General features: G+C 34.9%; 26 protein-coding genes and 1 pseudogene. 6 read left to right on the plus strand and 21 right to left on the minus strand.

The window, feature by feature from the left end; genetic code table 11:
* Positions 1–139 precede the first annotated feature (139 nt).
* A complete protein-coding gene (locus AC3WSK_RS16380; RefSeq protein WP_079562188.1) occupies positions 140–748 on the plus strand; it encodes an exosporium glycoprotein BclB-related protein in 609 nt (202 codons plus the stop codon).
* A 140-nt stretch (positions 749–888) separates the two neighbouring features.
* Here the strand turns inward: AC3WSK_RS16380 and AC3WSK_RS16385 are convergent, their stop codons facing one another.
* From AC3WSK_RS16385 to AC3WSK_RS16445, 13 genes and pseudogenes are all read right to left on the minus strand, one after another.
* On the minus strand, positions 889–1,401 hold the full coding sequence (locus AC3WSK_RS16385) for a YfiT family bacillithiol transferase (protein WP_492414227.1): 513 nt from the start codon (positions 1,399–1,401) through the stop codon (positions 889–891).
* 151 nt (positions 1,402–1,552) lie between these two features.
* Positions 1,553–2,035 carry a DUF4871 domain-containing protein gene (locus AC3WSK_RS16390; protein ID WP_492414228.1) on the minus strand — a complete coding sequence of 161 codons (483 nt, stop codon included), beginning with the start codon at positions 2,033–2,035 and terminating at the stop codon, positions 1,553–1,555.
* A gap of 99 nt (positions 2,036–2,134) precedes the next feature.
* A complete protein-coding gene (locus AC3WSK_RS16395; protein WP_492414276.1) occupies positions 2,135–2,785 on the minus strand; it encodes a hypothetical protein in 651 nt (216 codons plus the stop codon).
* A 5-nt stretch (positions 2,786–2,790) separates the two neighbouring features.
* Positions 2,791–3,201 (minus strand): GNAT family N-acetyltransferase, encoded by a 411-nt coding sequence (locus AC3WSK_RS16400; protein ID WP_492414229.1) that lies wholly within the window; start codon positions 3,199–3,201, stop codon positions 2,791–2,793.
* 121 nt (positions 3,202–3,322) lie between these two features.
* The gene (locus tag AC3WSK_RS16405; RefSeq protein WP_492414230.1) at positions 3,323–3,517 is read right to left on the minus strand and encodes a hypothetical protein; all 195 of its coding nucleotides are present in this window, start codon (positions 3,515–3,517) and stop codon (positions 3,323–3,325) included.
* 92 nt (positions 3,518–3,609) lie between these two features.
* Positions 3,610–4,380, minus strand: coding sequence for an alpha/beta hydrolase (locus AC3WSK_RS16410; RefSeq protein ID WP_492414231.1), 771 nt, complete (start codon positions 4,378–4,380; stop codon positions 3,610–3,612).
* Positions 4,377–5,177 carry an ABC transporter ATP-binding protein gene (locus AC3WSK_RS16415; protein ID WP_079562184.1) on the minus strand — a complete coding sequence of 267 codons (801 nt, stop codon included), beginning with the start codon at positions 5,175–5,177 and terminating at the stop codon, positions 4,377–4,379. The genes AC3WSK_RS16410 and AC3WSK_RS16415 overlap by 4 nt, the downstream gene beginning before the upstream one ends.
* A gap of 11 nt (positions 5,178–5,188) precedes the next feature.
* Complete coding sequence (locus tag AC3WSK_RS16420) at positions 5,189–6,220, minus strand: FecCD family ABC transporter permease (RefSeq protein ID WP_276207762.1); 1,032 nt, start codon at positions 6,218–6,220, stop codon at positions 5,189–5,191.
* Positions 6,213–7,220: a FecCD family ABC transporter permease gene (locus AC3WSK_RS16425; protein WP_492414232.1), complete on the minus strand. Its 1,008-nt coding sequence runs from the start codon at positions 7,218–7,220 to the stop codon at positions 6,213–6,215. The genes AC3WSK_RS16420 and AC3WSK_RS16425 overlap by 8 nt, the downstream gene beginning before the upstream one ends.
* 282 nt (positions 7,221–7,502) lie before the next feature.
* Complete coding sequence (locus AC3WSK_RS16430) at positions 7,503–8,486, minus strand: ABC transporter substrate-binding protein (protein ID WP_079562182.1); 984 nt, start codon at positions 8,484–8,486, stop codon at positions 7,503–7,505.
* A 219-nt stretch (positions 8,487–8,705) separates the two neighbouring features.
* Positions 8,706–9,536 (minus strand): AraC family transcriptional regulator, encoded by an 831-nt coding sequence (locus tag AC3WSK_RS16435; protein WP_079562181.1) that lies wholly within the window; start codon positions 9,534–9,536, stop codon positions 8,706–8,708.
* Positions 9,537–9,546: 10 nt separating this feature from the next.
* The gene (locus tag AC3WSK_RS16440; RefSeq protein ID WP_492414233.1) at positions 9,547–10,011 is read right to left on the minus strand and encodes a DinB family protein; all 465 of its coding nucleotides are present in this window, start codon (positions 10,009–10,011) and stop codon (positions 9,547–9,549) included.
* 24 nt (positions 10,012–10,035) lie between these two features.
* Positions 10,036–10,601: pseudogene (locus AC3WSK_RS16445) on the minus strand (nucleotidyltransferase family protein).
* Positions 10,602–10,780: 179 nt separating this feature from the next.
* Between AC3WSK_RS16445 and AC3WSK_RS16450 the strand changes: the two are divergent.
* A complete protein-coding gene (locus tag AC3WSK_RS16450) occupies positions 10,781–11,575 on the plus strand; it encodes a sulfite exporter TauE/SafE family protein (RefSeq protein WP_492414234.1) in 795 nt (264 codons plus the stop codon).
* Here the strand turns inward: AC3WSK_RS16450 and AC3WSK_RS16455 are convergent.
* From AC3WSK_RS16455 to AC3WSK_RS16470, 4 genes are all read right to left on the minus strand, one after another.
* Positions 11,572–11,931 (minus strand): YybH family protein, encoded by a 360-nt coding sequence (locus tag AC3WSK_RS16455; protein ID WP_492414235.1) that lies wholly within the window; start codon positions 11,929–11,931, stop codon positions 11,572–11,574. The two genes, AC3WSK_RS16450 and AC3WSK_RS16455, sit on opposite strands and share 4 nt — an antisense overlap.
* A gap of 100 nt (positions 11,932–12,031) precedes the next feature.
* Entirely contained in the window at positions 12,032–13,306 is a 1,275-nt protein-coding gene (locus tag AC3WSK_RS16460; protein ID WP_492414236.1) for a TolC family protein, read from the minus strand.
* 10 nt (positions 13,307–13,316) lie between these two features.
* Positions 13,317–14,993: a beta-barrel domain-containing protein gene (locus AC3WSK_RS16465; protein WP_492414237.1), complete on the minus strand. Its 1,677-nt coding sequence runs from the start codon at positions 14,991–14,993 to the stop codon at positions 13,317–13,319.
* 13 nt (positions 14,994–15,006) lie between these two features.
* Positions 15,007–17,199, minus strand: a complete 2,193-nt coding sequence (locus tag AC3WSK_RS16470) for a peptidase domain-containing ABC transporter (RefSeq protein WP_492414238.1) — start codon at positions 17,197–17,199, stop codon at positions 15,007–15,009.
* A 249-nt stretch (positions 17,200–17,448) separates the two neighbouring features.
* On the opposite strand from AC3WSK_RS16470, the gene AC3WSK_RS16475 reads away from it, so the two are divergent.
* The 3 genes from AC3WSK_RS16475 to AC3WSK_RS16485 all read left to right on the plus strand — a co-directional run bounded on the left by AC3WSK_RS16475 (position 17,449) and on the right by AC3WSK_RS16485 (position 18,169).
* A complete protein-coding gene (locus AC3WSK_RS16475; RefSeq protein ID WP_492414239.1) occupies positions 17,449–17,670 on the plus strand; it encodes a bacteriocin, lactococcin A1 family protein in 222 nt (73 codons plus the stop codon).
* Positions 17,671–17,683: 13 nt separating this feature from the next.
* Entirely contained in the window at positions 17,684–17,893 is a 210-nt protein-coding gene (locus AC3WSK_RS16480; protein ID WP_492414240.1) for a Blp family class II bacteriocin, read from the plus strand.
* A gap of 96 nt (positions 17,894–17,989) precedes the next feature.
* On the plus strand, positions 17,990–18,169 hold the full coding sequence (locus AC3WSK_RS16485; protein ID WP_492414241.1) for a hypothetical protein: 180 nt from the start codon (positions 17,990–17,992) through the stop codon (positions 18,167–18,169).
* Positions 18,170–18,595: 426 nt separating this feature from the next.
* Here AC3WSK_RS16485 and AC3WSK_RS16490 read toward each other — a convergent pair whose 3' ends face one another.
* Positions 18,596–19,063, minus strand: a complete 468-nt coding sequence (locus tag AC3WSK_RS16490; RefSeq protein ID WP_492414242.1) for a hypothetical protein — start codon at positions 19,061–19,063, stop codon at positions 18,596–18,598.
* An 862-nt stretch (positions 19,064–19,925) separates the two neighbouring features.
* Between AC3WSK_RS16490 and AC3WSK_RS16495 the strand changes: the two genes are divergently transcribed.
* Positions 19,926–20,099: a hypothetical protein gene (locus tag AC3WSK_RS16495; protein WP_492414243.1), complete on the plus strand. Its 174-nt coding sequence runs from the start codon at positions 19,926–19,928 to the stop codon at positions 20,097–20,099.
* A gap of 141 nt (positions 20,100–20,240) precedes the next feature.
* Here the strand turns inward: AC3WSK_RS16495 and AC3WSK_RS16500 are convergent, their stop codons facing one another.
* Genes AC3WSK_RS16500 through comX form a run of 3 tightly spaced genes read right to left on the minus strand, consistent with a single transcriptional unit; the run spans position 20,241 to position 23,297 of the window.
* On the minus strand, positions 20,241–20,864 hold the full coding sequence (locus AC3WSK_RS16500; RefSeq protein WP_492414244.1) for a response regulator: 624 nt from the start codon (positions 20,862–20,864) through the stop codon (positions 20,241–20,243).
* Positions 20,857–23,127 carry an ATP-binding protein gene (locus tag AC3WSK_RS16505; RefSeq protein ID WP_492414245.1) on the minus strand — a complete coding sequence of 757 codons (2,271 nt, stop codon included), beginning with the start codon at positions 23,125–23,127 and terminating at the stop codon, positions 20,857–20,859. Before AC3WSK_RS16505 ends, AC3WSK_RS16500 begins: the two co-directional genes overlap by 8 nt.
* The gene (gene comX / locus AC3WSK_RS16510) at positions 23,124–23,297 is read right to left on the minus strand and encodes a competence pheromone ComX (RefSeq protein ID WP_492414246.1); all 174 of its coding nucleotides are present in this window, start codon (positions 23,295–23,297) and stop codon (positions 23,124–23,126) included. Before comX ends, AC3WSK_RS16505 begins: the two co-directional genes overlap by 4 nt.

The raw sequence follows: 23,297 nt of genomic DNA on the forward strand, positions 1-23,297 counted from the left end.
CCCTTAGTAAATACTCGTAAAATGCCAAAGCTTCTCAAATGAAGCCTCAAAATTTCCACATATAAAAACTACGATACAGATAATTGCCCTCCCCCCCCAATCTTAGCTGAATAGAATAATGAAGAAAGGGGGTGTAAAAATGTGTATGAATAATTCTATGTGTGGCTGCTCTTCTAATAATAATGAATGTGAAAATTTTGGACCTTTCTTAGCGGTCGACGCTGCATGTATTACTACACCAGCACCAACAGGCTCAATTATCCCATTTTCATCAGGAATAACTCCTGTTGCTTTAGTAACTGCTGGTTCTGGTTTAATTGCTTCTGTAAGTCTTGTAGGATTCGGTACAGCTGTTCCAGGGATAATACTTGCTGGCATTAATATAGATCTAACATCTAGTGCTGTCACAGAAGCTTTTACGGTTCCACGTCCTGGCACTATTACATCTATTTCTGCAACAATCGCAGCAACTGCCGCTTTAACCCTAACAGGAACAGCAACAGTCAGAGCACAAATTTACCGCGCAGTTCCGGGAAGCAATGTTTTCAGTCCTACTGCAGCATTCGTTGACCTAGTACCAAATTTACCATTAGTAGCTTTATTAGTAGGTACGATTGCAAGTGGTAATGCAGACGTTTCAGTGCCAGTAAATACTGGTGATCGTTTACTAATGGTGTTCTCCATGACTACTACAGGAGTTGCTGCTACTCTTGCTGGTAACGCAAGTGCAGGAATTAATATTGTATAAAAGATAATTATGTTCGTAATTTAGGTTAAATCTACCATATAGCACCATAATCCGTGTAACATACGATATTTACTTGAAAAACAATTTCAAAAGTAGGTGATTTTAAAAATCGCCTACTTTTCATTCTAAAAATATAATTATTAATTCGCCAAAGCAATCTGAATATGAACAAGATGATGCTTCCCGTGCCAAGCATATAAGGCTAGAGCTTTTTCAAGCGTCATTAATCCTGAATCAGGATGATTAAACGCTCGTTGTATTTGCTCTGCTGTTAGGCTTTCCAGCAAATAAACCCAGCGTGCATGTAAGCCCTCAATCAATTTATAAGATGTCGAAACAGGTATTTCCGAATCCGGAAGCTGTGCCCATTCCACTTCGTTATAAGGTTTAATTGTCGGAGTATCCTCTGTTAAAGCTAGCTTAAAACGGATATAGCTATTCATATGACTATCTGCAATATGATGGACAAGCTGCGTAATCGTCCAGCCATTTTCTCGGTAGGATTTTATGAAGGATTGTTCATTTGCTCCGTTAAGCGCCTCTGCTAGTTGTGTCGGTAAGAGACGAATATCCTCTATCCATTCCTTTATTTGCTGCGCTGTCACTACTTCCGGAAATTGAAATTGTCCAATTGGGTATCGTAAATCGGTCATGTAGCTATCCTCCATTTCTGTGTTCTTACTTTTCATATTACCAATATTATATTTTTCACGCTATTCACATTTGTTCTTCTAAGTAAAACCCTCATTTTGTAAGGATTTTAGCTTACAAAATGAGGGTTACATTATATGGAATATCAACTTTTTATTCAGTAATATCATAAATTAACGTATCAAAATAGCTCCCATTCGTATAAAGTAAAATTGCCCAGTCCCCAGATTTCGGGATCTTCACATTTGAAGGTGCATGTGCATCTGCACCATTAACAGATCCACTAAGTCCTATATTCCATCCATTTAATAAAAGCGGATGTATGGTGTTAGAATCTTTGTGATACCCGACAATCGTTAATTGATTATCACGTCCTTCTTCAATCCCCCAAATATGCCACATCCATTTTTGAGTGTTTAAACTTTGCATACCGACTCCAATAACACCCGATTTATTTGAGTTACCAATAATACCTCTGTCTCCAAATTCAACAGCCTTTTTGTCCCAATCAATTGATTTAAAATCACTTTCTTGCACAAAGTCAGGCAAATCATCTGGCAGAGCAACTGCTTTCCCATTCATTGTACAGCCTACTAAAAACAACAACACTGAAAACAAAACTATACATCGCCTCACTTCATCCCCCCTTTATAAGCATGGTTCTTTCCTATGAAACGATTTTTCTACTCACATTGTTACAGATTATTCAGAAAATGCATTCTCTAGTTCAACCTATTATTCTATAAACCTCATCACATATTTAACTAACGACTTTAGAGGATGAATAATCGTTAACGATGACTCTTTTTCGAATTGCCGCGCAGCCTCAACCATTGAAAGCTGTGCAACTGAAAGATGCCGCAGTTCCCCTGCTACATCATGAAGAGCTTGTATAATAGCGTTATTATACGCATCCTTTTTTCCTTGAATAATCAATTCAAACTTATTGTCGATAACTTTCACTTCAGCATTATTGGATTTCTCATGTAGTAAGGCGTATTGATAAAGTCTGTCCATCGTCCCTTCTACGGTTTTAGGATTTGTAAAAAGTATCGTTTGAGGCCGTTCTTCTTCACATATTGCTTCAAAGAAGGGCTCGTCTATTTTAATAATGGGAATAGAAAGTTCTAGAAATTCTCCCTCTAACAACGCAATATAATTCGTACACGTTATTAGAATGACATCTATATTACAGCTTTCCATCCATTTAAGTTGTTCTTTAACCTTAAAGGCTAACCCTTCAGTTCCTTTTGAAACTTGATGGATAAGACCTGGATCCACAAAATGGATTAGTTCTACTTTCTCCATATTTTGAAATGCCCGTTCGATATATTCAATATTTGAATGATGTGCATGTAAACAGCCAAGTTTTTTCTTCAAGTGCAGTCCTCCTAATTAGTAAGCTGTTTTTCCATTGTCGCTACAGAAAGAGAGAAAACGTTACGATTTTCTTCTTTGTCCTCTTTTGTGACAACATAACCTAATGAGCGATATAACTCAATATTTCTTGGTACGCTCATTCGTACTTTACATTCGCTAATCATTTTTCCTTTCGTACATGCGAATTGTTCAAGCTCTTCAATTAATGCTTTAGCTAATCCTCGTCCTTGCTTTTCTGGAATTACGGATAATCTAAAAAAATAAATTCTTTGAGCACTAAGTGTAAATCTTACCATCGCAACTGGTTGCTCATCGATATATCCGATAAAGGCATGCTCTCCATTTTTCATCACCTGTTCAATCGATTCAATTGTTTCACTTAGTGCACTTGATGGTGGGGTTGCATGTTCATACTCTATCAATTATGCCTCGGCATAATTGCGTCCGGAATCGGCTTTGTGCTTAGGCCTGCACGAGGGCCGACACGATGTCGGTCATTTCGGTAGTGCCACAGGACGTGGCGTTATTACCGATGCAGGTCAGTTAGCCGTTATCGCATGGATGCGATGGTTTTAGGCTAACATCCCCTAAGCACTCCTTTCCGATTCCGTGACATCCGCTGGAGGCTTTAACTACTTTCAGCGGATGTTTGGACACGCGCTGAAAGTAGTTAAAGGCTTGTAGCATAACGTCATGAATTGCTGATGCATCCTTTGCCTGCGCTAAAATAATGTTCATATACCAACACTCCTTTTTGGTTAAAAATACATTATATTTTATTTTTAACCAAAAACAAACCGCATCATCAGAAGATAATGCGGTTTGTACTATTAGTTTTTATTCACAAAACGAATGGCTTTACTCATTACCGTTGGGACGACTGATGCATGATTTTCCTCCAACGCTTCATAAAACGCTATGTCCATAATTCCCCCTAAATCGCTCGCAATTTGTTGCGCATCATCCACCATAAAGGTTTCAAGTTCCCCTACGCCGATGAATAATTTTTCATACGCAAATGGACGCTCATTTATAAATTTTGAAGCATAACTGAATAGTTCATGCTCATTCCACCAAACAGAAGGACTAATCGCTATATAACGTTGGAAGGCTGCTTGATGATGGAATAATTGCCAAAGCACAAAGTAGCCCGCTAATGAATGCCCGAACAGTGATTGCTGCAGCATATTTACAGGGAATTGAGCCTGAATACTTGGCTTTAATTCCTCCTCTAAAAATGTACTGAAGTTTTCAGCTCCTCCATGTTTCTCATAGCCCTTTCCTTTAAATCTTGCAGGATACGTATACGTTTCGGCTTGTCCTGTAAAGTCATAAAATCTTCGTTCATGCATATCCGCACCATGCCCAATGCCAACAACAATAGTTGGCAAAATACCCGTTTTAGGTGCATTGCGACTTTGTAGACGGACCGCTTCCTTAACAAGATGGAAATAGGACGATCCATCTAATACGTATAAGACTGGAAAACCTCCTTCCGGTATTTCTCCATTCGGTACATAGATATTTACCGTATACGTATAATCCGTAAACTTCGATACAATTTCTTGCGTCACATAATCAAGTGCTTTCTCCTCAATCATTTGTCGGTCTCCTTCATAACATCATAGCCGTAACATACGGGTGTTTTCGTAACTGGATCTTGCATAATACGTGCGTTAATATTGAATACGTTACGCATAACATCTGCACATAAAATTTCCTCAGGTGTTCCAGTTTTCATTACTGCCCCTTGTCGCATTGCGATTAAATGATCAGAATATCGCGCCGCGTGATTAATGTCGTGCAATACCATAACAATCGTACAACGATGCCGTTCATTTAAGTTTTTCACAATTTCTAGCACCTCTAACTGATGTGCCATATCTAAATAAGTTGTCGGTTCGTCCAACAGCAGAATACTCGTTTCTTGGGCTAAGGCCATTGCAAGCCATACACGTTGGCGTTGACCTCCAGAAAGCTGAGCAAGCTCTCGATCTCGGTACTCCATCGTATTTGTCACATTTAAAGCCCATTCAATCATTTCCTCATCTTTTTTTGTTAAGCGATTCACATTATTTCGATGTGGATAACGACCATAAGCTATGAGCTCCTCAACCTTTAACTGACCTGGTGCAATAGGCGTCTGTGATAAAATAGCTAGCTTTTTCGCAATGTCTTTCGTCGATAAATTTTGCATGTTTTGGTCCTGTAAATAAACCGTCCCCTGCTGCTTCTTTAATATACGACCAATCGTTTTTAAAAGTGTAGATTTCCCACATCCATTGGGGCCTATAATAGTCGTAATCTTTCCTTCTTCTATTGTTAAATTTAAGCCTTCAAACACACGAATTTGTTCATAGCCTGAAGCCAAATTTTCCATTCTAAATGCCGTTTGCATACGATTTCCCCCTATGCCTTCGATTTCACTAGTAAATATAAGAAATACGGAATCCCGATAATCGAGACAACAATACCAACTGCTAGCTCAGACGGCGCAAATACTGTTTTTCCTATAAAATCAGCTGCAATAAGCAATCCCGCACCTATTAATGCACTTACTGGCATGACGTAACGATGTTGTATACCTACGAGCTGTTTAGCAATATGTGGTGCCATTAATCCAATAAAACCGATACTACCTGATACAGATACACAGGCACTGACTAAGCCAACGCTCGCCAATAACAGCTTCATTTTCTCTTTTTCTACCGCTATCCCTAAGCTAGTAATACTATCCTCTTCTAATTGGAAATAATCGAGCAAATATGATTTCCGATAAACGTAAAAGCCTAATAAAATAAGCCACGGTAGCATAGTCACAACAAAAATCCAGTTTGCATTATAAATGGAGCCTGCCATCCAAACTGCAGCAGCTTCAAAATCTTGAGCATTCATTTTCAATGATAAAAATAATGACAATGCCCCAAAGCCACTATTAATCGCAATCCCTGTTAAAATTAGCCGTTGCATATCTAAATGACCATTTTTTAGGGCAAATGAGAAAATTAATACAGCGGCCATCGCACCACCGATAAACCCAAAAATCGGCATCATCAAAATAGATAGCCAACTACTCATATCTGCAGATGTAAGATGTAATTGAAAGAAAAACATAAATATGACTACTGCTGCACCAGCACCAGCATTGATCCCTAGAATCCCAGGGTCTGCTAAGCCATTACGCGTAATACCTTGTAGCACAACCCCTGCCATTCCTAAGCCAACACCGACTAATGCTGCTATGACAATACGTGGTAATCGGAATTCAAAAATGACAAGATCAAATTTGGGGTTCGGCTCAATTCGTAGCAATGTTTTTAAGACATCCATCACCGACATATCAAAGACACCATTTGTAAGATGGAGATAGCTTGCACCAAAAATTAATAACACCAATATTGAAACAGTCATCACGAATACACTTGAGGTTTTTTTACGCACGTTTTTCACCTCCGTGTTTACGAACTAAATATAAGAAGAATGGGACACCAACCAATGCCGTTAAGACGCCGATTGGAGTTTCGAATGGGTAATTAACAAAGCGACTGAGCACATCACAAAGCGCTAAGAAAAACGCACCTACTACAGCTCCACACGGAATGATAAAGCGGTAATCTACGCCAACAAGGAAACGTGTAATATGAGGAATAACTAACCCTACAAAGGCAATCTTTCCTACAAGTGCGACAGCCGTTCCTGTTAAACATACAACGGCAAGCATACTAATAATTTTTACGGCTTTTGTCTTTTGCCCAAGTCCAATAGCGATATCTTCTCCTAATGAAGTGATCGTAATGGCCTTAGCTGATAATAATGCAAGCACTAAACCAACTAACCCAAATGGAATCGATAGCATGAGCATATCCATATCTACCATATGGACTTTTGTGTTATACCAAACACTTACCGTTTGTGATACTTGGAAATACATCGCAATAGCTGTAGCAATACTGCTTAAAAACGTACCAATGACCGTACCAATAATGGCAAGCCTTACTGGTGATAAACCATTGCGAATTAAAGAGCCAAAACCAAATACAATTCCTGCGCCTAATGCTGAACCGAGCATAGAAAGTAAAATCATTTGGTAATTAGGAAGCTCTGGAAAAAATACGATTGCTAACGTGATCACAAATGCAGACCCATCATTCACGCCCATTAATGATGGAGACGCTAAATAATTCCGTGTAATACCTTGCATCACTGCACCAGCTACTGCTAAAAATGCTCCCACCAGTAAAACCGCTGCAATTCTAGGAATACGTCCTGTTCGTATAATTTGGTGGTCCACATTCGAAGGGTCAAATGCAGTAATCGCCTGCCACGCCGTTATTGCGCTAATGTCTTTTGTGCCGTACATAACGGAGACTAATGCCACAATCGCAATTAGGAATGGAGAAGCTGCTAATATTGAAAATGCTACAATGTTTGTTTTTTTCAACTTCCGCACCTTTTTCTATATCAATTTATGCCTCGACGTAATTGTAGCTATCGCTACAGTAAACATTTGCCGCTGTCGCGCGGATAAACAATGCGTCCAGAGGCGTTGGGCCAACAAATGTTTTCTGTGCGAAAGCGTAGTGATAACGCAGCGGCAGCAACATGATGTTGGTCACTCAGTCGTTGCCACAGGACGTGGCGTTCTTAGACTGAGTTCCTCTAACCTATAAAAGGCTGGTAATAGCCTGGTGATACCACCAAATCTACTACCAGCCTCTTTATACTATTTAAGTAATTTTTCAGCTGCGATATCTAAGAATTTCACCTTAGACCATGCAGTACCACCTTGTGCTAAAGGTTCAATGGCATTCACGAAAATTTGATTATTTTGTGATGCCTTTAAGCTTGTAAAGATTGGATTTTTTTGTAGCTCTTCTAACGCTTTTGGTGCGTCAGCATTTTCTGATTCCTCGAATTGAAGGAAAATAGCATCAGGATTAACCTCGGCTAATGTTTCAAGAGATAGTTCAGCCTGTGCCTTTGCCGTTTTTAAAATCTCTGGTATTGGAGCACCTAAATCTTCATATAAAACAGGGTTTAAGTAAACTCCCGCAGGATAGATATACATGATGCCACCACGTACTCGAATAACTAGAATTTGCTTGTCCGCTAATTGCTCTTTAGATTTCACTTGGGAGTCAGCAACCTTCGCTTCATAATCTGCAATGATTTTTTTTGCCTCATCTTCTTTACCTGTAAGCTGTGCAAGTAACGTTAAGTTCTCTTTCCAATTTGTAGAGACATGAGAATACGGAATCATCGTTTGAATTTTTTTAAGCTTTTCAGCCATTTCCTCAGGGTATTTTGAGGAACCTAAAATAACATCTGGATCCAGTTGAAGAATGGCTTCCGTATTCGGTGTCATTTTATTCCCAACAAGCTCAGCACCTTCTAATTCAGAAGCAAGATATGCTGGAATTTTCCCACCTATATCAAGCACACCAACTGGCTTGATACCGAGCATTGCCGCATCTTCCATAGATTCTAAGCTTGCAGCTACTATGTTTTTGACATCTGTAGCAATTTCATATTTTTCGCCTAAATATGTAATCGTTTGTGTTTTCGCTTCATTTGTTTGCGTTTCTGTTGCACTAGTTTCTGCTGCATTATTTGTAGATGTTGATGACTCTTCTGCTTTATCCGTTCCACACGCAGCCAAAGATAGAGCTAATAGAGCAGGTGCACACATTTTAAAATATTTATTCATCGATATTCTCTCCTAACGAACTTGATTATATTGATAATGATAATCATTTTCATTTATAAGTCAATAGTATTTATTTTTTAATTGATATCTATTATCATTTACGGATACTATCCTAACAAAGTGGAAAACAGATGTGAATGGACGATTTCACGAATCACATGGACTTTTGCCGATTCCCGAGCACAAAAAAAGCTGCTTCTTTTTAAAGAAACAACTTTTTTATAAGTATTTAGCTTCCTCAAGCATTGTTTTTCGATATGTTGTCGGCGACATTCCAGTACATTTTTTAAATACTCGACTGAAATAAAAGCAGTCTATATAACCTACACATTCTGCTATTTCCGCTACTGGCGAATCGTCATATTTCAGTAACTCCTTTGACCGTCGAATACGATATTCCGTTAAGTAGACGCTAGGATTCATCCCTGTATGCTGTTCAAACAGATAGGCAAACTTACGACGCTCCACGCCAAATTCTTCAGCAATTTTCGAAACAGAAAGTTGTGTAGCATAATTCTCATGTATATACTGTAAAGCTTGTTCCATCTGGTGACTTGCCGTATCGAGCACCTTCACTTTTGCCGACATAAGAATAGCTTCCAAAAGATTCATAAATAGAGTCTTTGCTTTTAGCACTGACATATTACCTGGCATTGCTTGGCTTTCTATTAACTGCTGTACATAGTCAATAATTTTAGTATGATAGCCTGTATTGATTAAAAAGTGCTGAGTTGATAATGGATATAAAATTGACTCTTCGGTAGAAAGTTGATAATGAACAACTGCATACTCCCATCCTTTATCATTAGAAGCTTTAATTTCGATTGGCATTTGTGGTCCTGCATGTACGACCATACCCGGCTCCATTGTATAAGGAGTACCGTTAAAACTAAATATAGCGCTACCAGCAAGTGGCACAACCAATCCACACTTCCCGGGGGCTGTTGTTCGACCTTTGTCTACTTGACCTGGCTCCATTTTATTCGTAAAAACATCCGTAAATTTTACAGACGCATGTGCATAGTAATCGATTAAATGCTTGATATCCATTTTATAGCCCCTACTTCTTTAAAACTGTTTGAATTTGTGAAAAATGATGTAGATCATGATCTACTAAACTAGCAAAATAACTGTAAAGTGTTAGTTCAGAAGCACCAATTGTAAAAGGCTGTTGCCATTGCTCATCCACTATTTCATAAAGCGCATCTATTAGCTGATGTCTCTGATGGATAAAATTAGCTATCGTTTCATCTTTACTTCTTGCACGACTATTCCTTGCTGCACTAGCATTCATCTCTCCTACATCTGGCCCTTTTGGTAAGCTCTCCTCTGTAAAAAGAAACGGTAAACGTTGATTTAACACAAATTCATCCCAGGGTGTAAGATGTCCAATTACCTCTGCAACCGCCCATTTCCTAGGCTCTATAGGGGTACGCCATTGTTCTTCAGTTATGCCTGCTAAACTTTTCACAAATACGATAGATCTTTCATAATGCGAGATTATTTGATGTTTATCGTGATACAAATCCCTTAGCTCCTTCGCTTCATTTTAGTAGAAAATCTGTAGTTTCGTCCAAATTGATTCCCACTGTTTGTTATGGATTCTACCCTTATAAACTTCATGCATCGGAGAGCCCTTTTGAAAATATGGTGTAGGAGCGACAATTCCAAAAACTAAGTGTTTAATACCATGAGGTGCAGCTATCTCAAGTCTTCCATAAGAAAGCCTCACTCCAATAGCTGTTGGCATTTCTGGAAAATGCGCAATACCATCATTAGATGATTGAAAGGCTCACTGTTATTTACTACATGCATTCTTGCTTGGTTTTTCACAGACCAAGGCACATCAGGTAAATACTTCGTCAATTCTTGTTCATGTTGCTTCTCATAGTTATCTGAGAGATTTACTTTATCAAAATATATCACATCAATATCAGCTAATGGCGTTCTATATTCTTTTTCATGCAGATAATCCCACACCTTGGATCGAATAAATCCTGCACATATCCATGAATCAGGTAATTGGAGCTTTTCTACAATTTTTAGAATGTCCATCGTCCATTCATCTGCAGCAATTAAGCTTTTTAACTCTTCTTCTGTTTTTATCAGTTTCATTCACCTCTGAATTCATAGCTATTTACAGTTCTATTTGAAGGGCTTGGAAGAGAAAAAATCGGCTGACCATTGTACCGATTATATTTATAAATTTTATTTATACAAAACGAAAAATAATATATTAGATTTATAAATTATTTACCAGTACCCTTTAACTAATAACGCTAAAGGAGCCGCTTATGAAAAAATCTTTTATTTTGATTGTGACTATTGCCATCGTAATGGGACTTTTTTATACGAAGCTTTCACTGACCCTCGTCAGTATTGGAATTATTGCCGCTTTTATCGGTACCCTTGCTGGGGGCGCTGGGCTTATTACGATCCCGGCCATGATGCTTGTTGGCATACCTATTCAAACAAGCATTGCTACGAATAAGTTTTCATCGGGCATTGCAGCGTTGTCGAGTATCTTTTATCTTCTTTACCATAAGGAACTTCGACTAGCCTCTATTATGAAATATGTTGCTGTAGCTTTTGCCGGAGGAATTTGTGGTGCACTCCTAACAGTATCCATCTCAGAAAAAACGATGAATATTATTGCATGTATTCTACTTTTTTTCGCCTTATTTATAACGTTGAAAAATAAAGAATGGACTGTTAGTTCAGAAGAAGATGACACTAAGCACAGCGATAAATTATGGCAGCCACTTTTAATCGCGGTTTATGATGGTGGCTTTGGACCTGGCTCTTCAACTTTCAGCATACTACATTTTTTTCCCTACCATTACTCCTATATAAAGGCTGTACAGCTCACACGCGTACTTATATTTGGGAGCTGTACAGGAGCATTTTTAGTTTTTTACCAGACTGGCTTTATTCAATGGCATTACGCAATTGCGATGGCAATTGGCTCCATTATCGGCTCTCAACTCGGACTTTTTATTCTACCGAAAGTTCCGATAAGAATAGCTAAAACACTGCTAATAATTATCATTTCATTACTACTTATTCAAGTAGCAATAAAAATAATTTAACTACTTAAATGTTCATGAATTAACTTCCATTCATTGTTTAGAACAGTAAAAATATTCGTTGCCCTTCCGCTACCTGATACAAACTTTCCGTTATGATAGCCTTCATAATGGTATGTATAAATACAGGTAGCTGATTGTTCATCAACTGTGAGCCACTGTACATCGGTAGCCGAGTATACTTCTTCTTTTATCAATTCCCACGCATTGTTGAAATAAGTTCCTATTTCATCTACTGTTGTGCATGTTTTATTGGTAAACCAATACACTGCTTGCGGATGCAAAGTTTCTTTTACGTTATTGAAATCATGGGAATTTGTAGCTGTAATATAGCGCACTAAAGCTTGTTGATATGGCATGACGATTCCCCTTTTTTAACTCATCTTAAAGTCCATTAATCGGAAATGCAAATAGCATGTTAGTAAATGACTTCCTAACATGCTATTTTTATATACATAATTATTCTATATATCCGTTTAATGCTTGCGTATACTTTTCTCTTAGAATATAGTATTCGTATTTATATATGTTTATATCTGATTCAATTCGCTGAATATCTCGATCTATTTTCTCTACTTCTATACTAGTAATCACTCCAGCATTATATTGTATTTCTAAATCTTTTTTATCTGCAATTAAAGACTCTCTGGCTTTTTGCAAGTCATTCAAATGCAAAAATATTTCTTCTTGTTCAAAATAAAATTTTTTTATTTTAGCCTTTGTTTCCTTTATCAGATTTTCCTTTTCATATTTAGCTACTTGCCATGTTTGATAGTAATAATCTTTTAAATTTGTCTTTTTAGATTCTGTACTACTATAGTTTTTCTCTGCTAACAAGATATCTTCTTCTAATTTTCGAACATTGAACATTTTATCGACTTTACTCTCTAACTCCATTATTGATAATTTATTGATTTTTTTATCGATTGATTGAAGACGAAACATCTGATTATACGGTAACCCAATCTCTAGTTTTAGCTCCTCTAAGTAAAAATGATAGGCTCTTCCTTTTTCATTAAGCTGCTGGTCTAATTTTTCAATTTCACGTTCCTTTTTCTCAACATCTTTATTACTCATTATTCCATGCTCTTGCATTATCAAAAAATTCCCGATATCAGCTTGAATATATGATATCTCTTTTTTTATTTGCTTAATTTCAGCATCAAGTAATAAAAGGTTAATATATTTTTGAGAAATATAATGCTTAATAGCTTCCCTTGTTTGTTCTACTTCGATAGTATTTTTATTTTTATCAGCATCTATTGCTTTAGCAGCCTTATTTAATTCTTCTCGTTGCAATTTTATCTTTTCTTGTAATTCGTGATTTCTTGCAATCTCCTGTCCTTCTAATAATTGATTCAGTGATGTATTAATCAAAATTTGTGTAACAATTAATTGTCCAATAGCCTTCTTCTCTTCATCGGCTAATTGGTCAAATTCCGGATACTGATTAAGAAAATACTCAGAATCTGTAGGGAGACGACTTGTTGTCGGATTATGAACGTTATCTAACTCTTTCAATTCATCTTGGATATATTTGTGTTGCGAATTTAATGCCTTAATTTTCGCTTCTAAAAGTTTTATATTTCCATGATTATTTAGTGCTAATTCTACCGCCTCTTCTTTAGTAATCGTTTCTATAGTATCCTTTCCTTTTGCTTGAGCTGTCGTTGATAAGCAAAACATACATAATAGAATGCTAAAAAAATAAGGTACAACAAACTTTAAGTGCATAACTTATACCTCAGTCTATAAGATTTATTTTCTCTAAAAGATAATAAAGAATTTTTTTAGAATCTGTAATGACAGACGCTTCCGCTGTCATACCTACCTTAACTTCTCCATTTTCCCCTTTTTTATTACTAAGTGTTTTACTTGTAAGAGACGCTTCCACTGTATAATAGCTCAAGCCATCTTCGCCAATCACTGAATCCGGACTAATTGAAGAAATTTCACCTGATAAATAGCCAAAATTTTGTTTTGGAAAAGCCGTAAAGTGAAAATTAACCTTATCGCCCTCTTTTATTTTGCCTATTTCTTGATTGGTTACCGCTAAAGTGACTTTATATTGAGATTCTTGATCCGGAATAATGGATAAAATAGGTTCTCCCGCTTGAAGAAATTCTCCAACATTAATCTCTTTAATAACATTGATTGTTCCACTAGTAGATGCTTTAACTACACCTTTATTTGAGGTAATTTCAAGCTGTTCAATGTTTTCCTGTATAGCTTTTTTCTTATTCTCTTCCTCTTCAATAAGACTATTTATTTCTACAGTTTTATCTAGTTCAAACTTTTTCAGTGATACTTGTATACCTTCATTTAATAAGCCTTCTTGGCTGTCTATATCTTGTATACTCTCAGCTAAATGTTGCTTTTCTAGTTTTAACTCGTCATTATTTATAACTAAATCGGTTACTTTGTCTAAGCTCTCCAAATCAGTTTTTGCCTGTTTAAGTTGATTTTCCAAAGTTTTGATATTTGTATCAATGTCTAAAACGGTATTTTTTACGAACTTCTCTAATTCTAAAGAGGCATTTTCATATTGTGTTTTTTCACTCTCCATCTGAGCCCTAGGAACAAAACGCTCACCTAATTCAACAGATCTGTTATATATTTTTTCGCTATCATTCATTATTAAAGTTAATTGATCGAACTTTTTTTGATAATTAGCTAATTGGGAATTACGTACTGAATCATCTGGCTTTAAATGATTTTGTTTAGTAATAATTGATTTCTTTAGTTTTCTCTCACTTTCTAAATCAAAAGTTATTTGACTAATTTTATTCTCTAGTAATCCTTTTTCTACCCCATACTTAGTTTTTTCATTTTTGAAAGTTCTCTCATTTTCACGTATTTTAATATCAGCCTTTTGACTAGATTGTTCTAAAGCATTTCTTTTCTGTTCTACATCAATAGAATTACTTTGAAAGTCTATTTCTAGCTGCTTATAGTTCGCAATATATTGATCTACCAATTTTAAATATTTTAATTCATTCTCCTCTGACTTGGAGAATTGATTCTTTCTTTGTTGAATACTCATCTTATATTTGCTCAGAAGGATTAATTCTGCCTCGATTTGTCCTAATTCCACTTTTCTATTCTCTAGTTCTTTTAAAACTTCCTTTTGTTCTAAGGAAAATAGCGCTTCTCCTTCTTTTACTTTTTGACCTTCTTTGATATATAGTTCCTGAACTTTTCCAATTATAGGCGCTTGTACTGTGTGCACTTTTTCATTAGGACGTACTATGCCATTCGCTTTGGCAACAGTATCTATCTCACCAAAGTAACTCCAAGCTAAAGCACAAATTAATATAATTACCAAAATAGAAATAAAGATTGATACGAACGGATGTGGTTTGGACTCTAAAATCTCACGACTATCAGTTAATTCATTTAAATTACTTATTTTTATTCTCATCTGTTATCACCTTTTAACTAGTAACTAACTCTATTTGTTCATTTTCACCAGCCATTTGATTTCTCCAAAGCTCAAAATATCTACCTTTACTATTCATTAATTCTTCATGTGTCCCTAATTCAATAATATGCCCTTGTTCAATCACACAAATTTTATCGCACTTCTTAATAGTGCTTAATCTATGCGCTATAATAATAGTAGTAATTCCAGAACAATAGTCATCGATGGTCTCCGAAATGGCTTTCTCCGTGATGGAATCCAGGTTACTTGTTGCCTCATCAAGTATAAGAATATCTGGTCTTTTTAAAATTGCTCTTGTAATGGATAGACGTTGACGTTGTCCGCCTGATAAATTGGACGCATTTTCCTCAAGAACCGTACTATAACGTAAAGGTAGAGTATTAATAAAATCATGGGCTTTCGCAATTTTTGCAGCATCCACAATATCCTCAAGTGTCACATCATTATCTGTGCCCAATGATAAATTTTCTTCAATTGTGCCACTAAAAAAGAAACTTTCTTGAGAAACATAGGCAATTTTCTCACGCAATTTATGAAAATCTAAATCCTGCAGATTATTACCATTAATTAAAATCTCACCTTTTTCAGGTTGATAGAAGTTTAAAAGAAGCTTTGCTAAAGTAGTCTTACCGGAGCCGCTTTCACCAACAAATGCTACTTTTTCCCCCTGGCCAATAGAAAGGTTCACATCTTTTAAGATTAGACTTCTTGTGCCATACCTAAAATCAAGATTTCGAATATCTATATCGCCTTTTAAATGTTGAGGAGTTATCCTTTTTCCTTTATGCTTCTCTTCTTCTGTTTCTAAATCAAGTATTTCTCCTAATCTTTGAGAAGCAACAATAGCAGATTGAAGCATTGGCTGTAAGTTAACTAAGTTTTGTAATGGCGATAAGAAATAGGCTAATAATGCATTAAAAGCTATTAACTGCCCCGCTGTCATCTCACCCTTTAAAACTTGATATGACCCTACCCACAATATGACCGTTCCACTTGCTAGACCTAAATAATTCTTCAAGGCGTTTTGATAATTATCAATTAAGCCATGCTTAAAAATACTTTTTAAAAACTTAATAAAGCGTTTTTCAAGCTCAGCGTTTGTTACCTTTTCAGCATTATAAGCTTTAATAGTTTCTACTCCATTAAGAGATTCTACAAGATAGGCATTTAGTTGTGCATTTTCTTCCATTTCCCTACGATTAATATTTTCATAGGCTTTTTTAAATACCCATACGATCAAGATATAAATAGGAACCATAATCAGCGTTATTCCAAATAAAAAGGCGCTTTGGGTATACAGTATAAAAGCCCCTACTATTACCATCATGGTATCTAATACAATTGTTAAAGTTGCTCCTGATAATGCCTCCCGAACTTTAGACGCATCCATTATTCGAGAGATAATTTCCCCCACCTTTCTTGTACTGAAAAAATTCATAGGTAAATTTATAACATGGCTGTAATAACTTAGAATAAGTGAAATATCGAACTTTTGACTAATATGTAACAAAAGGTAGTTACGAAATGCATCCAGTATAATTTGAAATGTATAAAGTAAAAGTATGCCTAAAGAAATAATATGTAATGACTTTTCTAAATTAAAAACAAGAATATCGTCAATTAGTAATTGAAAATAAAATGCACCTGCAATACCAAGTAATGTATATAAAATAGAGCTAATAAATATTTGAAAGAATAGCCATTTTTGTGGTTTTAGTAGATGAAAGAAACGTGTAAAAAGACCTTGTGTTTCATCACCTCTTTCAAATTTGACTGATGGTACAAGTAGTATGAGAACGCCTGTCCATATTTGCAAGAACTCTTCAGGTGTATATTTCACAATTCCTTTTGCAGGATCGGCAATAATTACTTCTTTTTGAGTAATTTTATGTACAACCATATAATGCAATAATTTACCATCCATAATACAATGCGCTATTGCCGGTAACGGGAACTCCTGGAAAATAGCATTAGCATCTCCTTTAACTGCTTTTGCAGTAAAACCTAGTTCTTCAGCTGCTTTTATTAAACCAAGAACATTCGTACCTTGTTTATCTGTTCCTGCTACTTCTCTTAATTTAGAAATAGGAATTTTTAATCCATGTTGCTTTGAAATTGTAGATAAACAAGCAATTCCACAATCCTTTTGATCATGCTGCTTTACACAAACATATCTTTTAAACATCTAACTCTATCCCTCTATTCAATTTTTTAATGAAAAATTAATGATTATCTTTGTATATTCCATAAGAATATATACTTCTATAATTAAGGAAAAGAACAAACAATTACAATTGCGTGATTACTCATTATTAAATTGCGTAATCACGCAATTGTTAAATCTTAAAGGGATATATATATTTTCTTTAGGGGGAAATGTTTTATTGAAAACATATTTTTGCCCTCTAGAATATTAAAAAGGTTGGGATTAATAATGAGAGAATTAACAAATCAAGAACTATTAATGATTGATGGAGGAGGAGGCGAATTAACAAACTACCTTTCTCAAGTTGGCGGCAGTGCTGGTATTGGAGCTTACTTTGGTGGACTTGCTGGTCCAGGTGGGGCTATTGTAGGCGGAGCTATCGGAGCAAGCGTTGGTACAATGAGCTATGCGATTGGTTTCATTGCTGATAATGGCATGCTAAAAAAATAGGAGGTAATGTATAATGAATCTTGTAATTGACAGTAATTTCAAGGAACTCGATTTTAATGAACTTTTAGCAATTGATGGTGGCGGTTACTGGACAGGATTTGGTGCAGCTGTTATTGGTGGTGCTGGAATAGGAGTTACATTAGGATCAGGTGGCGGACCAGCGGGTGCAGCCGGCGGTGGAATCATTGGCGGAATTGTTGGCGGCTTAGTTTACGCTTTTTAATCATTATAATGTATAGATAATTAAAAAGGAGATATAGTGGAACTTGTTTAATTTTAATCACATATCTCCTTTTTATTGTAAGGAGATGTTTATTATATGAGTATAATCAAACAATCATTAACTGGGGCACTATTCTTTTTAGTTTTTTTTGTAGTTGCAACCATTATTGCTATAATTGAACAACAAAAATTTTTCATTATATTGCATTCAATAGGAATTATCTCCAGTTTAACTTCAAGTTTATTTTTCTATAAAAAATATAAAAAGCTTCAGTAATCTAATGGTTAAGTAACCAGAAAAGACTACCGAAGCTTTTTCTGGTTACTTAATTGAAAGTTTCTAAAGCTTCAATTTTTGTATTTATAAATGGTAATAACAAATGCATTAATAATAAATATAGCGGCGAAAAATATTTCAACAAAAAGCATTAACTCTTCTAGTGTCAATTGCAAATATATTGTAACTAATTTAAATATTAAAAAACCACATAAAACAGCAACGAAACAAACGTTTGCAGATTTTGATAGTATAGCTTGTCCTTTCTCACATTTACTATCTATGTTGTTAAAAAATAAAAAGACTAAAAGCCCTACTATACTAATTATCAGACTAATATAATGTATAATTATAATCACTTCGTACTCTCCTTTTAAAGAGCATTTCAAATTTTTCTGTATTTAAAATAAAACTAGAAGCTCAGTATTATAATATAGAAGGATTTATACCCAAATAAACTTCTATAGTAGATGTTTTTTGATTATGGACATTATATGCTGCTGTTATTCTGTCTAAGGATTTTATTTTTAAATAATGATCCACTTGAGAATAGGTTTCTTGAAGATCATTTGGACTACCCTCATGTTTAACATATAAACCATTAACAAGGTGAAAATCTTTTTTGAATTTATATTCTTGTTCTAACTCTATATATGACTCTTCAATTGGCAATAATATTTCAATATCGATTTTTTGTTGATTATCTTCAACCCTTATATTAAATGTGGCCGTTACTATAAGATCTCTAAAATTGGCACCTGAACTTTCTATTATTTGCTTCATTTCAATAATTTTATGTTGTAGTTCTGTAGCCAATACCTCACCTCGATAAGAAACTAGGTTCGATAACTTTAATTCTTGTCCTTCGATTATCCTTTGCTTGTCTAATATCATTTTATAATCTCCTATCTAATATTTTATATCTACAAATCGCACCGCAAGAAAGATCTTGTAGAGCTCTATCTATCCTGAAATCACAATGCCATTTGCTTCTTCATCTTTATTTTTAGATAAAAATATATTAAACACAATTGCGTAAATCCGCAGTAACAAATTACGGAAACACGCAACCTTGATAAATTATTTCCTCCACATAGTGGTCTGAAACAGGCACGTCAAGTATTTCATCAGCTAGGTACAGTTCTTCAGCGAGTTTTAAGTCTGGTGTTTAATTTCGAGCGAATGATGTTCAACACGGATTCCTCTCACTTAAATCCTATAATCCTGACACCATAAAACTACTGTTCTGTACGAGTTAGGAAGTTACAGGGTAGCTATCGTTGTATACGAATAATGGAAATATAAAATTTTATGTATTTACATTTGAACATAGCTGTGCTCTCAAAAAATCGCCTATCAGCCCATCTAATGCAATAATTGGATGAAAGTAATCCTAGTTAGAACTTCCTCTGCAAGATTTTGAAAAATATATAAGTATATGCATTATAGACAATTCTAGAATGTATCAAGTTAATGATAAAGAAAATTCAAGGTTCCTTATCTCGCAGGTGGTAGCGCAGGTGTAGGCCTTAGTATGATAGAATTAAGATATTTGTTAAAAGACAAAAGATGGGGAACTGGGATAAAAGGAATTGGAAAAGTGGCTAGCCCCAAATGTTTTTAAGGTTCATGCCTGTTCCGTGGCTTAGACGGGATAATCATAACTGCCAACGCAATATTGATATCGAACTTCAAACGGGAGGGCGATTCTTAGATAAAGCATTAAATACGTTAAATTTATATGTACTTAGTCATAATGATAACTATTTTAACAGAAGACTATTGCTATAAGCTTTCAGGTGAAATCTTTTCTGGAGCAGCAGGGATGTTATTGGCACTTTCAGGAATAGACGAAGATAGATTTTCTTGGTTACCATTACCTAAATTGAAAGAAACTTTTTCTTCAAATAAAAATACAACTAAAGAATAAGCTATTCTTTAGTCTTAAAATTATAGGTAGAACGGTAACCATAGGTAAATGCTTATAATTGGTAGTTTTTCACAATTTTGTTTGGAGGTTATTTATAAATAGAGCAGTATAAGCGCTAGTTTATACTACTCTCCCTATTTTTCAAATCAACCCCTTCTCCTTCGCTTTTATTACCGCTTCAGCTCGCGTGCCCACATTTAACAGTGCATAGATTTGAGATAAATTATTTTCAATTGTCCGTTGCTTCACGTTCAATTCAAGTGCAATCGCTTGATTTGTATATCCCTCCATCACGAGCTCGAGTATTCTTTTTTCCCTGTTATTGAAGCGTAATATCTTTTTGATAGAATTTCTGGAATGCCGATCATTGACGTAATCAATAAAGTTTTCAGGAAGTAACATGTCTTTGTTCATAGCTGAGTAAATGGTTTTTAAAATTCGATCTTTCGCTGCTGTCTTGGAAATCACATTATTAATTTTCTTTTCAATAATTAAAGAATAGTAATCTTTAATATTGTCACCCGTATATAAGATTACAATTGAGGACGGATACTTTTCCTTTACTAACTCAGCAAATGTTAGACCACTGCAAGCACCAAGATTAACGTCAATTAAAAAAATATCATACACTTTTTCCTCAATAACATTGGCAAATGTCTCTATATCATTTAATGTATCCACCGAAATGTCTGATACTTCACTAAAAAGCTTTTTACTGCCATCCAAAATCATAGGATGATCGTCTACAATAAGTAATTTAATCATAAGAATTTCCTTCCTCTATTTTTATATGAACACGCATCCCTTCATCAGGAGCTGACTCAATTTGGATAAAACCGTTATAAGCATAAATACGCTCTTTTATTCCTTGGAGTCCCATAGAATTTTTCTGTTCGTTTTCGGACAAATCACATCCTACACCATTATCAAAATACACCAACTCAAAGCCATTTAGTGTCGAGATAAGTTGTATCTTCACATAGGTTGCTTGTGAGTGCTTTATCGCATTATTTAACAGTTCTTGAACTGTTCGATAAATTAGTAAAGGAATTTCCGCATTCTCTACCGCAATATCTTCAATCTCAAATATCGTAGAAAAATCCGCACGCAGATCTATCTCTGCGAACAACCTATCTAATGCAGCCAGTAAACCTTGCTTTTCCAGTAGTGGTGGCTTCAATTTTTCACAATAATAGCGTAATTGGTGATTAAGCTCGACTAAATATTCGCGATGTTGCTGAATGGGTTGTTGTAGTTCTTTCGGTACTTGCTTGTCTTGAATCATATCTATCTCTCTAATTAGATGGATTTGCTCTTGCAAAATCGTATCATGCAGCTCTTGAGCTAATTGATATTTTTCGTTTTCAAGCTTTATCCAAACAAATTTCCTTAACCATGAAGGATACTGTTTGCCTAGCTTTTGTACACTATCTAATTGATTAAATAAGTCTTCCACTAAATGTGTATTTTCAATAAAATTACTAATGTAAATAATCAACAATTCTAGACATAGCAACTCTTCTCTTTTCAAATAAATTTTACCTTTATCTTCAAGCGTAAGAATGTACTTTTGATTTAAGGTTTCATGCAAACAACCTATATAAAGGTCACCTATTTTCTTTATCTCCCCTAAACGTAATTTTTCAATTGTACCAGTGTTAAAGACAGGAGCAGTGGCTAAATCATTTTTTATAACTGTTCCATCAACTATAGAGTGGATATAAATATTGACATCACTAACAGCTAATTGTTGTGATAGTTCTTCTTTAAAACGATCTAATAGTTCTTCAACAGTTGTCACTTTTAAAATGCGCTCAATAGTTTTATGTACGACATGAATATAATCCCCTTTAGGAGAATACAGTAGCTTGCGATTTGCATAATCCATCTTTTCTTTAAAATAGAGTGCAACAACTAATAATATAAACACGAATAAAAAGATATATAGTAAATCTATTAAGTCTATATGAATCGTGAGATATATTCCCGCGCATATTAAACCAGCTAAAGTTAATGAAAACAAACTATAATAACGGATCTTTGTAATTTGATAATCTAAATCAAACAACCGTTCAGGTAAATGTACCAACAGTAACGAAATAGGGATAAATAACAAAAACAATGCGCAAACCGAAGATGATACTATAAATTGATTAAATAAAAGCATCGGTAAAATATAGAGAAGCACAAATGGAAGGAATGGTACTATCAAACATAAAAATAATAGCAAAAGCTGTTGTTTACGATATCGTATGTAAGATATACCCAGCATAAAAATGGCATAAAGTATAAGCACACTGAATGTAATTAAAATAAGGAGTGTATTGAAAGGCATTATGACAGGATTGACCATCTCAAAAAGTGTCAATAAACAAATAGTACAAAGTATTCCATATAAAAATCTTTTGTTTACTTTCAAAGTTAGATTAATATTTAATGATTTAAGATAATTACTCAAAAAATGAATCAATAAAATTAAACTTAATATGATGCCGTTACTCATAATAAACATACCTAATCTATCCATTTGAGTAGAAGCACCTACACTACTATAAGTCAGCGAAACTGTCAGTATATATAAAATAAAGATATTTAAAGATTGAAAGGATGTTCTTTTATATGTATATAAATAAATACTTATCGCTAAATTTATTAAAAAATAAACTAATGGTATAATAAAAACATGTAGAAATTGATTTGGCAACTCTGAATAATTTATGTATATTGTATGTAGATTACCGAGTGTATCTTTTAATAACATACTATTTGCACTTCTTATACTATATTGCATCGAGTCTTTACTTGCTTCTATTGCTTTATTATCTACTTCTAACACAATATTCCCTTGTTCTACATTATTGAGTTCTGCCCATTCAGGATAAGTAAAGCTCTTTATTATCCAATCATTATGAACTCTTTCTACTTCAATACCGATTAATGGAAACCTGAAGCTGAAGGATAACATATACACGATTATTAATGTATAACTAGTAATCGTAAATAAAAATGTTTTATAGTTTATCTTCATTCTTTCCCTGCTCCGCGCCACCCAATGCCTATTATATAGATAGGCTCATTAAATGCTTTCATTATAGCTTGTTGCTCGCGTGCTGTAACACCTACAAGTGATATCTTTTTTTCTTTTAACAAACTTAATAAATTAGGGTTTGCTACTAAATACTGAATTAATTTTCTCAT

The organism is Lysinibacillus sp. EB271-A1-10B, from assembly GCF_058791335.1.

Coding starts and splice junctions, on each gene's coding strand:
- AC3WSK_RS16405 (WP_492414230.1), bottom strand. CDS start 3,517: ATGAACATTATTTTAGCGCAGGCAAAGGATGCATCAGCAATTCATGAC.
- AC3WSK_RS16455 (WP_492414235.1), bottom strand. CDS start 11,931: ATGCCATATCAACAAGCTTTAGTGCGCTATATTACAGCTACAAATTCC.
- AC3WSK_RS16450 (WP_492414234.1), top strand. CDS start 10,781: ATGAAAAAATCTTTTATTTTGATTGTGACTATTGCCATCGTAATGGGA.
- comX (WP_492414246.1), bottom strand. CDS start 23,297: ATGAGAAAATTAATTCAGTATTTAGTAGCAAACCCTAATTTATTAAGT.
- AC3WSK_RS16490 (WP_492414242.1), bottom strand. CDS start 19,063: ATGATATTAGACAAGCAAAGGATAATCGAAGGACAAGAATTAAAGTTA.
- AC3WSK_RS16465 (WP_492414237.1), bottom strand. CDS start 14,993: ATGAGAATAAAAATAAGTAATTTAAATGAATTAACTGATAGTCGTGAG.
- AC3WSK_RS16435 (WP_079562181.1), bottom strand. CDS start 9,536: ATGGATATCAAGCATTTAATCGATTACTATGCACATGCGTCTGTAAAA.
- AC3WSK_RS16460 (WP_492414236.1), bottom strand. CDS start 13,306: ATGCACTTAAAGTTTGTTGTACCTTATTTTTTTAGCATTCTATTATGT.
- AC3WSK_RS16385 (WP_492414227.1), bottom strand. CDS start 1,401: ATGACCGATTTACGATACCCAATTGGACAATTTCAATTTCCGGAAGTA.
- AC3WSK_RS16485 (WP_492414241.1), top strand. CDS start 17,990: ATGAGTATAATCAAACAATCATTAACTGGGGCACTATTCTTTTTAGTT.
- AC3WSK_RS16430 (WP_079562182.1), bottom strand. CDS start 8,486: ATGAATAAATATTTTAAAATGTGTGCACCTGCTCTATTAGCTCTATCT.
- AC3WSK_RS16410 (WP_492414231.1), bottom strand. CDS start 4,380: ATGATTGAGGAGAAAGCACTTGATTATGTGACGCAAGAAATTGTATCG.
- AC3WSK_RS16380 (WP_079562188.1), top strand. CDS start 140: ATGTGTATGAATAATTCTATGTGTGGCTGCTCTTCTAATAATAATGAA.
- AC3WSK_RS16505 (WP_492414245.1), bottom strand. CDS start 23,127: ATGAAGATAAACTATAAAACATTTTTATTTACGATTACTAGTTATACA.
- AC3WSK_RS16480 (WP_492414240.1), top strand. CDS start 17,684: ATGAATCTTGTAATTGACAGTAATTTCAAGGAACTCGATTTTAATGAA.
- AC3WSK_RS16415 (WP_079562184.1), bottom strand. CDS start 5,177: ATGCAAACGGCATTTAGAATGGAAAATTTGGCTTCAGGCTATGAACAA.
- AC3WSK_RS16500 (WP_492414244.1), bottom strand. CDS start 20,864: ATGATTAAATTACTTATTGTAGACGATCATCCTATGATTTTGGATGGC.
- AC3WSK_RS16475 (WP_492414239.1), top strand. CDS start 17,449: ATGAGAGAATTAACAAATCAAGAACTATTAATGATTGATGGAGGAGGA.
- AC3WSK_RS16495 (WP_492414243.1), top strand. CDS start 19,926: ATGATAACTATTTTAACAGAAGACTATTGCTATAAGCTTTCAGGTGAA.
- AC3WSK_RS16470 (WP_492414238.1), bottom strand. CDS start 17,199: ATGTTTAAAAGATATGTTTGTGTAAAGCAGCATGATCAAAAGGATTGT.